At 44.4% G+C, this 12,570-nt stretch carries 11 protein-coding genes and 1 tRNA gene; 5 read left to right on the forward strand and 7 right to left on the reverse strand.

Annotation, left to right across the window (positions count from 1 at the left end; genetic code table 11):
- From AB5542_RS14840 to AB5542_RS14850, 3 genes are all read right to left on the reverse strand, one after another.
- Nucleotides 1–192, reverse strand: a 192-nt coding sequence (locus tag AB5542_RS14840; protein ID WP_368243151.1) for an SDR family oxidoreductase, incomplete at its 3' end; no start/stop codon positions are given.
- Nucleotides 192–599, reverse strand: coding sequence for an OsmC family protein (locus AB5542_RS14845; RefSeq protein ID WP_027201228.1), 408 nt, complete (start codon nt 597–599; stop codon nt 192–194). The genes AB5542_RS14845 and AB5542_RS14840, both read right to left, overlap by 1 nt.
- Nucleotides 600–809: 210 nt before the next feature.
- Nucleotides 810–1,223 (reverse strand): YraN family protein, encoded by a 414-nt coding sequence (locus AB5542_RS14850; RefSeq protein WP_229128345.1) that lies wholly within the window; start codon nt 1,221–1,223, stop codon nt 810–812.
- Between the two features lie 149 nt (nt 1,224–1,372).
- Between AB5542_RS14850 and AB5542_RS14855 the strand changes: the two genes are divergently transcribed.
- The gene (locus tag AB5542_RS14855) at nt 1,373–2,179 is read left to right on the forward strand and encodes a glycogen/starch synthase (RefSeq protein WP_087422227.1); all 807 of its coding nucleotides are present in this window, start codon (nt 1,373–1,375) and stop codon (nt 2,177–2,179) included.
- A 72-nt stretch (nt 2,180–2,251) separates the two neighbouring features.
- Nucleotides 2,252–4,090, forward strand: coding sequence for a glutamine--fructose-6-phosphate transaminase (isomerizing) (glmS, locus tag AB5542_RS14860; protein ID WP_087421967.1), 1,839 nt, complete (start codon nt 2,252–2,254; stop codon nt 4,088–4,090).
- Nucleotides 4,091–4,122: 32 nt separating this feature from the next.
- On the opposite strand, the gene galE is transcribed toward glmS, so the two are convergent.
- Nucleotides 4,123–5,139: a UDP-glucose 4-epimerase GalE gene (galE, locus tag AB5542_RS14865; protein WP_087421968.1), complete on the reverse strand. Its 1,017-nt coding sequence runs from the start codon at nt 5,137–5,139 to the stop codon at nt 4,123–4,125.
- A gap of 128 nt (nt 5,140–5,267) precedes the next feature.
- On the opposite strand from galE, the gene AB5542_RS14870 reads away from it, so the two are divergent.
- Nucleotides 5,268–5,975: a hypothetical protein gene (locus AB5542_RS14870; RefSeq protein WP_087421969.1), complete on the forward strand. Its 708-nt coding sequence runs from the start codon at nt 5,268–5,270 to the stop codon at nt 5,973–5,975.
- On the opposite strand, the gene pssA is transcribed toward AB5542_RS14870, so the two are convergent.
- Nucleotides 5,941–6,783 (reverse strand): CDP-diacylglycerol--serine O-phosphatidyltransferase, encoded by an 843-nt coding sequence (gene pssA, locus AB5542_RS14875; protein WP_279041088.1) that lies wholly within the window; start codon nt 6,781–6,783, stop codon nt 5,941–5,943. The genes AB5542_RS14870 and pssA overlap by 35 nt on opposite strands.
- A 93-nt stretch (nt 6,784–6,876) precedes the next feature.
- Here pssA and AB5542_RS14880 point away from each other — a divergent pair, with 93 nt between their 5' ends.
- Nucleotides 6,877–7,896 (forward strand): glycosyltransferase family 9 protein, encoded by a 1,020-nt coding sequence (locus tag AB5542_RS14880; RefSeq protein ID WP_279041089.1) that lies wholly within the window; start codon nt 6,877–6,879, stop codon nt 7,894–7,896.
- An 85-nt stretch (nt 7,897–7,981) separates the two neighbouring features.
- On the opposite strand, the gene AB5542_RS14885 is transcribed toward AB5542_RS14880, so the two are convergent.
- Nucleotides 7,982–11,608, reverse strand: coding sequence for a PAS domain-containing sensor histidine kinase (locus AB5542_RS14885; protein ID WP_368243149.1), 3,627 nt, complete (start codon nt 11,606–11,608; stop codon nt 7,982–7,984).
- Nucleotides 11,601–12,074: a 23S rRNA (pseudouridine(1915)-N(3))-methyltransferase RlmH gene (gene rlmH, locus AB5542_RS14890; protein ID WP_118305702.1), complete on the reverse strand. Its 474-nt coding sequence runs from the start codon at nt 12,072–12,074 to the stop codon at nt 11,601–11,603. Before rlmH ends, AB5542_RS14885 begins: the two co-directional genes overlap by 8 nt.
- A 172-nt stretch (nt 12,075–12,246) precedes the next feature.
- Here rlmH and AB5542_RS14895 point away from each other — a divergent pair.
- Nucleotides 12,247–12,320 (forward strand) — tRNA-Ile (locus tag AB5542_RS14895).
- Nucleotides 12,321–12,570 lie beyond the last annotated feature (250 nt).

A 12,570-nucleotide genomic window follows, 5' to 3' on the forward strand; every position in this document is an offset into this window, starting at 1 on the left:
ATCCAACACATCCCCGACCACCCAAGTCACTCGGGATATGGCATCTTCCGGTGAATCAAAATAATACGAAAAGAGAGCCATCGTCTCTTCAACGTGGCTCTTATCTCTTTTTAGCGCGATGATCGTCTCACCACATCGTGCCAAATGACACAGTAAATGGCTACCCAGTAAACCGGTAGCCCCGGTTACCATTACTGCCAATTAAACACGAAATTTTGTTTCACATCCGGATGTAAACTCAAATGCACTGGGCAAGTATGTGCCACACGTTCGAGAATCTTTTTCTCCTTCTCGGAATAACCGTTAGCCGGCATATTAAAGATCACGTCAATCTCAGCAATACGACGAGGTTCTGCCGCCATCTTCTTGGTAATCTCGATCTCGGCCCCCGTCAAATCAATACCGTTATTTTTAGCATAAATTCCCATGATTGTCATGGCACAAGCGGCCAATGACGTGGAACACAAGTCGGTTGGAGAGAAAGCCTCACCTTTTCCGTTATTATCTGTCGGTGCATCCGTGATAATCTTTGTACCACTCTGCAAATGCGTACACTCCAAACGCAAATCTCCTAAATATTTTGCTTTTACTGTTGCCATATCCTTTTTCTTTTATGTTTTATTTTTCAAAGATAGTAAATTTCACACAAAATCATCCATCCGAAAGAAAATTTGATATTTTTTCCGGAAATCCGAATTTCTAGCACAATTTTTGATAATACACAAATATCCCTATTGACACTTTTCTTATGCCGGGTGGCTTTTCATATTCCTACCACACCACACACACGACAAAAGCCACCCGGTTCTTTAAAACAAATCAATGACTTCTTTTATATATTCCAGATGCATTTCGGCCCCAGTGACCACAACCAAATCGAATCGTATTTCCCGGTGAATGTTCTTTTTCGTTAGATAAGCGGCACCCGCAGCTTGCAGATTCCTCTTTTTTCTGTAATCCAGCAAATCGAAAAGTGACACATTGTCATCTGCCCGGGTTTTCACCTCCACCACGACCAGTACCTCCCCATCAAGACACACGAAATCCAGTTCCCGGTGTCCCACCCGCCAGTTTCTCTCCAGAACCGTGTACCCCATATCCAAAAGATACCGGTTCACCTTTTCTTCCCCGTATTCGCCCAGTTTATTATGCCACGCCATAGTACAGTCTTCCCCTAATTTACAGCCTAAAAAGAGTTTCGCAATGTTATATAAATCTATCATAAAAGCAAAATTTTTTAGTCAAAAATCCTATACCCCGCATCGTTTTTAAGATTCAAGTGGTTTATTTCGAGAGAGGTTTATTCCAAAGTAGTTTTGAAATCTGAACCAAAATGCCTATCTTTGTATGGTTTTTGGGAAAAGTAGTAGTTATGGCTAAAAAAAGAGTTTTATTCATTTCTCAAGAGATAGTTCCTTATCTGCCGGAATCAGAAATGGCAAATATTGGAAGATTTCTACCTCAAGGGATACAAGACAAAGGTAAAGAGATTAGAACATTCATGCCCCGTTACGGCTGCATCAATGAAAGACGGAATCAACTTCACGAGGTAATTCGCCTTTCCGGAATGAACCTGATCATCAACGACACGGATCATCCGCTAATCATCAAGGTCGCCTCGATCCAAGCTGCACGAATGCAGGTTTATTTCATCGACAACGAGGATTATTTTCAACGTAAGCACACGATCTCCGACGAGGAAGGAAACTTTTTCCCGGACAACGACGAAAGATCTATTTTCTTCGCCCGGGGAGTATTCGAAACCGTGCGCAAACTAAGATGGGCTCCTGATTTGATCTATTGCCAAGGATGGTTCACCGCATTAGTTCCTCTTTACTTGAAAAAAGAATATCATGATGACCCTGTTTTCTCCAAAACGAAAGTAGTATTCTCTACTTATAACGACAAATTCGAGGGGAAACTGGATGAAAAATTCGGGGAAAAAGCGATCACGGAAGGGGTTGCCCGGAAAGACGTGGCACTTTTAAAAGACCCGACATACACGAATATTAATAAATTGGCATTCCAATACGCTGACGGAATCATTTTTAACCACAAAGACGTGGACGATGAACTCCGTACCTTTGCCACCGATCTGAAGAAACCTACCTTGGAATACCCGGGCGAGCAAAGTTACATCGAGGCTTATTCCGACTTTTTCGACAAGATTATTGAATAACAATATAAACAAGCGGCAATGGTTGTTATGCCGCTTGTTTTCATTAATATAAATCATTAAAACATAACATTTATGTGTGGTATTGTAGGATACATCGGGCCCAAAGAAGCCTGTCCGATCTTAATTAACGGTCTGAAACGCCTGGAATACCGGGGATATGACTCTGCCGGAATCGCATTGATCCATAATAATAACATCCAAGTTTACAAGTGCAAGGGAAGGGTGCAAGACCTGGAACATCACATGGAACTGGAAGATACCAGCGCAACGATCGGTATGGGACATACTCGCTGGGCTACCCACGGGGAACCAAATGACGCAAACGCTCACCCCCATACTTCTATGAACGGTCTTTTCTCTATCGTCCACAACGGAATTATCGAGAATCACGCTTTATTAAAGGAAAAATTACAGGCCAGAGGCTATTCATTCCAAAGTGAAACCGACACGGAAGTACTAGCAAACCTGATCGAGTACATTTACACGAAAGGCCAAGTCAACGCAGAGAATGCCGTGCGTCTCGCTTTGACTAAGGTTATCGGAGCCTACGGACTGGTTGTTCTATGCAAGAACGAACCGGACCAGCTCGTGGTGGCAAGAAAAGGTAGCCCGCTCGTGATCGGCGTGGGCCAAAGCGAATATTTCGTGGCCTCGGATGCAACGCCCATCGTGGAATACACGAAAAACGTGATCTACTTAAACGATGACGATGTTGCCATCTTGAAGAGGGACGAAATGATCCTGAAAACGATCAAAAACACCCCTGTTTCATTAAGTATTCAGCAAGTGGACATTGACATCGAGAAAATCGAGAAAGGCGGTTTCCCGCATTTCATGCTGAAAGAGATTTTTGAACAGGTAAATTCAATATACGATACGATCCGCGGACGCGTAAATGCCGAGGCATCGGAGATCTATCTGGGGGGTATCTCCGAGATCATCCCGAAGATGGTCAACGCCCACCGCATTATCATTATCGGTTGCGGTACGTCATGGCACGCCGGAACGGTAGGCGAATACATCTTGGAAGAATTTACCCGAATCCCGGTAGAAGTGGAATACGCATCGGAATTCAGATACCGGAACCCGATCGTGGATGCCAACGACATTGTTATCGCCATTTCACAGAGTGGTGAAACGGCCGACACGCTGGCAGCCATCAAGTATGCCAAAGCACACGGAGCCACGGTTATCGGCATTTGTAATGTCGTGGGATCAAGTATCGCCCGGGAAACCGATGCAGGGGTGTACACTCACGCAGGCCCGGAAATCGGGGTTGCCTCCACGAAAGCATTCACAGCTCAAATATCCGTGTTGGCCATGATGGCCTTACAGATCGGCCACCGCAAGGGAACATTATCCGACGAACTGTACAAAAAATATATCAACGAACTGTATAACTTACCGGACAAGGTGAAAGCGATTCTGGAAAAGAATGACAAGATCAAGGAGATCGCAGCCATTTACAAGGACTCCACAAACGCCATTTACCTGGGAAGAGGTTGTCAATTCCCGGTTGCCCTGGAAGGTGCGTTGAAACTGAAAGAGATTTCTTACATTCACGCGGAAGGTTATCCGGCAGCGGAAATGAAACACGGCCCGATCGCCTTGATCGACGAGAATATGCCGGTTTTTGCCATCGCCACGAATGACAACTATTACGACAAGATCGTTTCCAACATCAAAGAGATCCAATCCCGGAAAGGACACGTGATCGCTCTTGTCAATGATAACGATGCACAAGTGAAAAAACTGGCGGAACACGTGATCGAAATTCCTGAAACACTGGAATATCTTTCCCCACTTCTGAACGTAATTCCATTACAGCTCATCTCCTATCACATTGCCGTGATGCGAGGCTGTAACGTGGATATGCCGAGGAACTTGGCTAAATCCGTAACGGTAGAATAAAGACTAAAAAAGGTGGGAAAATCCCACCTTTTTTACTTATCCAATGCTTTCTGCCATTTCCAAGCATTTGCCAGAGTCTCCTCGATCGGTGTGACAGCCTTCCATCCCAGCTCGTTATTGGCCAACGTCGTATCAGCCCAAACCTTCTCGATATCCCCGGCTCGGCGTCCCACGACCTTGTAATTCACTTTTACCCCGGTTGACCGTTCAAAAGCGTGAATAATTTCCAGCACGGAAAGTGCTTTTCCCGTACCGATATTGAAAAACTCGTAATTCTTCTTATTCTTCCCTTCCAACAACCGACGGATAGCTACCACGTGCGCCTGGGCCAGATCCACCACGTCAATATAATCGCGTAACGGAGAACCATCCGGCGTGTTGTAATCGTCACCGAACACGCTCAATTGCTCACGAATCCCGATAGCCGTCTGCGTCAAATAAGGAATCAAATTATTAGGTACACCATTGGGCAACTCCCCGATAAACGCTGTCGGGTGGGCCCCGATCGGGTTAAAATAGCGCAATGCCAGAGCTTTCATGTCAGGTTCCACCCGCATCAGATCCCGAATAATATCTTCACTCATCACCTTCGTGTTCCCGTAAGGAGATTCAGCCTCATGACGAGGTGTTTTTTCCGTTACCGGCAACACATCGGCCTGCCCGTACACCGTACAGGAAGAGGAAAACACCAAATTTGGCACCTTAAATTCCCGCATACAAGTCAACACATTCATCAAAGAGTTCAAATTATTGAAATAGTACTCCAAAGGCTTGTTCACCGACTCACCCACGGCCTTCAAAGCGGCAAAATGAATCACGGCCCGTATATCCGAATGGCGAGCAAAGAAATCCCGTGTAACCTCCCCATCAGTAAGGTCTATCTCTTCAAACTCGGGACGTATCCCAGTGATCTTTTCTATCCCGTCCAGCACGTCCAGACTCGAATTCACGAGATTGTCAGCAATAATTACATCATAACCATTTTTCTGAAGTTCGACCACCGTGTGGGAACCTATATACCCTGTACCTCCTGTCACAAAAATTTTCATACGCCAATAATTTTATCTCAATTTATAACATTCTGAGTGTCTGCAATAGACATGACAAAGTAAATAATAATAATCTGAAATGCCTAAAATGAGTTTGACAACCTTACGTTTTTTCTTACCTTTGTGGCATGAATAAATATGTTGAACACATTGAAGAATTGCTCTATCTACATGATTGCGTGATCGTTCCGGGGTTCGGAGGGTTCATTTGTGACTACACGTCCGCAAACATCAACGAGAAAACGGGGACTATCGTTCCCCCGTCTAAAAAAGTCGTGTTCAACAAGCACCTGAAACAAAATGACGGCCTTTTGATTGATTGGATCGCACGTAAAGAACAGATCGATTATGAGAAAGCGCAACGACGTCTGGCTCTATTTTGTGAAGAAATCAAGGTACGCTTGAACCAGAAACAAAAAGTGGACTTCGGTACAATCGGAACCTTTTCGGTCGACCGCCGGTTCAACGTTCTCTTTGAATCCAAGAACCACAATTTCCTGCCGGACGTGATCGGTATGGAATCCTTGCCTTTAGCAACTGTCAACGGGAAAAAGGCCCGTAAAACTCAAGAAGAATTGATTAACACCGAATCCGGCAATCTCGTTACCCGTTTATTCAAATTCGGTTTGTCGGCAGCCGTCGTGGCCGGAATCGTGGTGATCTCCCAACAGGATATATTCCAAGGAGACGGAATGACGAACATGACAAACATGCAACCCTCCCCGGTGAAAAACAAAACAATCATCGTGGAAGACCCTGCCGTGATCTCTCCGAACTATGACTTCGTGGATTATGACCCGGTTATTGATCTACCCGGGTTGTCAGTTTCACGATAAGCACAATCAAATAAGCCGGGAAAACGATAAACAACGCTACCCACTTCAATAATAGGAAGAGTACCACAAGTATTCCCCAGAACCTCCAGTTCCATTTTTTCTTGAAATCATAACAAGAAATCAAGATATAAACGGGGATCATACAAGATAACGCTTTCACACCCCAAACAGCAAAACCGATGATCACGGCCCCCAAGAAACAATATAAAAGAGCATTCCCGCTCCACGAAAAGCTGGTTAACTTCAACGAGAACATCGGGATTTCACTGATCAGCAAAATGGCCAGCACCAAGGCAAAAAGAGCCAACAGCCACGGTTTGCCCCACATCGCCATGAAAAACTCTTCCTGATGATAGCGTGTAAATACCAACATCACCCAAAACAAAGCGTTCGACGGGGTCGGCAAGCCGATAAACGAATGAGTTTGTCGCACATCCAGATTGAACTTAGCCAAGCGATAAGCCGAGAAAGCCGGAACCAGAAACGGCACGTACATAAGCACCCCCTGCCAAGAATTCACCGCGAACAACTCCCCGCCACTATATCCTAAATCACGAATCAGGAAAAAAGCCATCACGGAAGGCATCACCCCGAAACTAACCATGTCGGCCAAGGAATCCAGTTCCTTGCCCATTTCAGATTTCACATGCAGCAAGCGAGCGGCAAAACCGTCAAAGAAATCAAATACCATCGCCAGAATCACAAGCCAGGCAGCAAGGTACAGATGCCCGTGAAAAGCAGCATAAATAGCCACCGTGCCGGACGTAACGTTCATACAGGTAATCAGATTAGGTATATGTTTCTTCATGGTATTACTTTTTATGATCTGAACACGAAAATAGTTCTTTTTACGATAGATAAACTACATTTTTATTACTTTTGTTGCAAATTCGTTTTAGATATGGCTAAATTTCTCATTATCAGGTTCAGCTCCATCGGAGACATCATCCAATGTATGAATGTCGTGAACGGCATCAAGAACCATTTTCCCGATGCTGAAATTCACTGGATTGCCCGGAAAGACATGGGGTCTTTTCTTAACATGGACAAACGCATCGACCGGGTATGGGGATATGATAAGAAAACGGGATTCAAAGGGTTACTACAAATGGCCCATCAACTGAAAGCCGAGAAATTTGATTATATCTACGACGCTCACAGCAACATCCGCTCCAACATCTTGAAAGCCGTGTTACTCCCGCCCTTTTACCATCTTTTTCCAAGAGGGCCGCGTTACACGCTACGCCATAAGGATCGCTGGAAACGATTCTTGCTTTTTAAACTACGGGTAAACAAATTCGACAAGCCGTTCCGAGGCATCGTTTCTTACCAGAAACCACTAGCCACGTGGGGAATTACGAATTTTGAATCCGATTACAGCGATTGGAATTTTCCGGCAGAATACGAGGAACGTTTTCACCGTACGCTTACCCCGAAGACCATCACGCTCGTCCCTTCCGCCAACTGGGAAATGAAACGTTGGCCGGTCAGTAACTGGCAGCAAGTGATCCAACTTATGCCCGACTACCGTTTTATCATTCTGGCAGGCCCGACCGACACGTTCTGCGAAACCATCAAGGCCATCGCACCCGAAAGAGTCAACAACCTGGCAGGAAAAACCAGTCTATTGGAATCCTGTTACCTCGTGAAACAATCCAACCTCGTGATCAGTGGGGATACCGGTTTTCTTCACGCTGCGGACCTGTTCCACACGAAAGCCATCGCCTTGATGGGCCCGACGGCCTTCGGCTACCCCACGGGCAAACAAGTCGAAGTCATCGAAGTCGATCTTCCCTGCCGCCCCTGTACCAAAGACGGTCATGGCAAATGCAAACAATCCACTTGGCAAAAATGTATGGTCGACATTCTCCCAAAACGAGTTGTCAACACAGCCCTAAGAATTTTAAATCTTATGGATTAAATGATTCAATGATTTCCGATTAGGTGATCCCTTTCTATCCTTTTTTTAATCACCTAATCGTCAAATCGTCAATCACTTAATCATTTCAATTGTCTTGTTTCAGTACCACATAGAACGTCGTACCTTCATTCTCTACGCTTTCAAAAGTGATCGAGCCACCCATAGCCTCTATAATCTTGTAGGACATCGCTAATCCTAGTCCCGTTCCCCCGGACTTTGTCGTGAAATTAGGTTCAGAGATTCGATCCCGGATGCTTTCCGGTATCCCGCAACCATTATCTTTAACAAGCAATATGATCTTGCCTAACACCGTTTTCAATCGCACCAACACGTGCCCTTCCCGCCCTTCCGGGATACTCTGTTCCGCGTTCTTCAACAAATTCACGATCACCCGGTTCACCTGATCCCGATCACCATACACGGAAACATTCGGCTCTATATCACATTCCATGGCATCTACGTTCTCATGGAACAACTTCGCACAGCCATTTACCAATTCACTCAGGTCGAACCACTCGTTATTCGCCTCCTGTAACTTGGCAAAATCAGAGAAAGCCGAGGCAATCGATGCCATATGATCAATCTGTTCGATCAACACGGCCGAAATATCCTTAAACCGCTGGCGCACTTCCTCCATATCCCCCTTCTGCAACGTGCGCTGCATGAACTGCAAATTCAACTTCATCGGGGTCAACGGGTTTTTGATCTCGTGAGCAATCTGCCGGGCCATTTCCCGCCAAGCACTCTCCCGTTCCGACTTCGCTAACTTCTTCACGTTCGCCTCCAGTTTATCAACCATCTCGTTATACTCCTTCACCAGCATACCGATTTCATCCCGCTCGTGGTACACAATCTTCTCGTTCTTTCCCCCCACCCTCATCTGACGCAATTTTTCATTCACCACTTGTAACGGTTTCGTGATCCGCTCGGCCACGATACTCGACAGAATAAAGGCAAGCACCATCACGATCATGGCAATATTTACCGCTATAATCACGATCAGCAAAATATCCTTGTTCAGTTCCTCCCCACGGGTAAAATACGGGATACTCAACACGTACCTCTCCCCGCTCTCCAACACCAATGGCATATACACGGCCATGTATGTCAATTCCACGATTCGTTCATCCTGAACAAAATTAATCTGCTCTTTCTTAACGATCTGCTCAAAGGCCTTCGGATTCAACAAAGTCCCATCAAACCCCTTCTCGAATATCACTGGCCGGGAAGTTGCCACGAGAACCCCTTCCCAGTTATAGATATTAATATCTACCCAAAGCACCTCGGACATATCTTTCAATTTCTTCAATATCTGGGGACACTTCGCGGCATCCACGCAATCATTATGTTCCAGTTCATCCGTTATATACCGCGACAACTCGATCACCTTCGAACTATGCCGACGTTCAAAACTCTCGGCATTCACGATAATACTCATAATCGTCATGATCAGGAATAATGCACCAATCAACGTGATGATATTTCTTTTGATCCTCAACGTGAGGCTTGTCTGTCGGAAACTTCCCCATCCCCCGTCAAATCGGAAGAACATCCCGTAAGAAGTCAGGATAGCGCTGACAAAAATGGCGTACAACAAATTCAAGTAGTAAAGTGCAAACACATCATCCCCCAAACTCACGATACATACCCCATCATTCTCCACGGGAATCACCATGTGCGAGAACCCATCCATATTCATAATCCGGGCATGTTCGATCTTTCCGAAACGTTCCAGAGAACGGGGATAACTAAAATCCCCTTTGGAATCCACCAGTATCCCATCCTTGTACTTCGCATAAGAATAAGGATAACGAGCCTCCTTCTCGGCTCCGATCTCCCTAGATAGAATCTGAGCATACCCGATCCCTTCATGCCTGTTTTTCGACTCGAAACGAATATACACGCAACTACCACCCCGAGGAGTTGAGAAAGAAAAACGCCCGAGGTACTCAACCACCCCGTCAAAATCTTTTATATAGAAAAATGACGTGTAACCGACACGAGTTCCCAAACTATCAATCAACTTGTCATAATACTCGTCACAACCATACTTCTCGTAAGTAGGAGTCAATAATATCGTGTCTCGGGGATCACATATCATCGCCTTGCAAGTATAATAAAATCCCGTCATATCCAGCAGCTCGCTTGAAATATAAGCAGACAACAAATCCGTGTCCCCCACTTTTACCAGTGAATCTACTTTTTGACTTTGTTTTATTTCATCATTGACTTCCAATAGCTTATGCTCAAAAATCGGGTCTCTCTCCTTGATAATCTCGTTTGCGAAACTTGCCCTCACCCCTTGTTCACGGTGAATCTCGCTACTCTTTGCCAGAAAAATGATGTAAATACAGACCACCACAAGTGCAATCATGAAAATACTCTTTTGGGCATCCTGTTTCATTAGGTACACCCCCAGAATAAACAACAAATAAAGCGATAACAGAAAAAGACACTCCAACGGGGACAACGAAAAATTAAAGAAATAACAAAGAGCCGCACAAAAAACAAGCACTCCAGTTACTCCGAAAAACGCCTGACTGATAGAGAACAAATTCTGGAAATAACGCACAGAACTGTTGATCAACACGATAAATCCCATCCCGGCAATAATCAACGTGATAAAAGCCACGATCGACGAGAAATCAACATTAATAAGACGGGCAATATTCAAACTGACCTGCGTACTCTCGATCAGCGTGTTAATCGAAAAATGTAGCAAATTCGTGTAGAAGAACACGCCTATCACGAATCCCACGAGGAATATATATTTATAACGCACCAAACGAGGCTCGTCATACTTAATTTTCAGTTTGTTAAAGGTAATAAAGAAATAATGTGCCAGACAGAACATTGTGACAAATAAATCTCCCACCGACACGATAAACCGTCCCCCGATTTGACTGGTAGTAAAAATAGGCAGAGAATAAAGCACTTGCGGGACCTTGTAATCTACCATCAAGGAACGCAACAGCACGATGAAAAAGAAGAATCCGAACACGTGAAACAATTGCATCCGGAACGACCGGGCCCGATCCAAGGATATTTCGTAAGCATAGAACAGCAGGAGAAGGAACATGATATAAGGAATCAACAGGAAATAAGTGGGCACAACATCCCCATGCTCCACCTGACTCTCAATCTTGAACAACGGCCTTCCATCCCGGTTGTACACGAGTTGCCCTCCTTTTTCCCACGTCTCCCGGATAACCACCTTACTCGCATCATCCAGATTTTCCCCTAACGACGGGTTAAAATGACTTTTCACGTAATTACTCGAATACGGGTAATCCTCTTTTATAAACAGGAGTGCGTAATAAACCGTGTCCCCGACGGCATGTTTGCGAACATCAAAATAAAGATTATTAATCTTCACGAAGTCATTTCCCGCTGACAATATCTCGTACAAGTGGGGCGAACCGACTCTCTCGTTACTCCAGTAAACCAACTTTCCCTCCTTAAAACCAACCAACACAGACTGTTTACCTTTCCATTCCGGCTTTTGCCGCTCTGCCTCATGATCCAGTTTCCGCAACTGATCGTCAAGTCGTTTCTCCTCGAATTTCAACCGCTCCTGAAAAAGAAATAATTTCTTATCCACGGACCAATCGTTCAGAGAATACTCCCACAAAGAGCCCACGACCAAACAAAATATGGCAAGTGACAGTACAAGCCAAAATTTCTTCATGCTTTTCACCCTCGCTTTATTCATGATGATAAGGTTCTCCTTTCAATATAGTCATAGCCCTATATAATTGTTCCGTGAAGATCATCCTCACCATCTGGTGAGAAAAGGTCATCTTGGATAGTGATATTTTCATGCTTGCACGTTTATATACTTCTTCCGAAAAACCGTAAGGTCCCCCGATGATAAATACAAGTCGCTTCATACTTGTCAGCATCTTCTGTGCCAAAAAGTCCGCGAAAGCCTTTGAAGTGTACTCGTTTCCCTTCTCATCCAACAAAATCACATAATCCGCCGCCTCCAACTGCCCCAACAACAATTCTCCTTCTCGTTCTTTTTGCTGTATCTCGCTCATGTTTTTCGTGTTCCGTACATCCGGGATCACCTTCATCTCGTAAGGGATATAATATTTCAAACGTTTCTCGTACTCGGCAATCCCCGCCCGTACAAACTCCGCATCTGTCTTTCCTATCACTAACAAACAAACTTTCACACCACGAATTTTATCAATTATACTAATAAATTCATCTACACGCAAATGTAAATAAATTTACGGTATCTCCCACGAACCTTCAAAAAAAAGCCCCTCAATATTTGCCCAAATTTCAATAAAACACTATATTTGCACCCGTTAAAGGCTAACCACTTTAACACACGTAAGTGTAGGTCCTATAGCTCAGCTGGTTAGAGCACCTGACTCATAATCAGGGGGTCCTTGGTTCAAGCCCAAGTGGGACCACTTGAAAATAAAGCAGTTACAAAATCAAAAATGTAACTGCTTTTCTGTTTTTAAGGTAAAATTGGGGTGAAATATTGGGTGTTTTAGCTTGATGTTTAAACCATGTTTAAACCAGAATTTAGACATGAATACCTCTGTTTCAGTAGTTTATTACACATCAAAAACATTGAAGAAGATAGTGTTTCAAAAAGTGTGTAAATTCCTTCTTTTCTCATGACTGCAAAATTATAAATAGTTCAATAAAATAATC

It is taken from the genome of Butyricimonas sp. RTP31003st1_G1_RTP31003_210430 (genome assembly GCF_040920905.1).
Lineage (GTDB): Bacteria > Bacteroidota > Bacteroidia > Bacteroidales > Marinifilaceae > Butyricimonas > Butyricimonas paravirosa.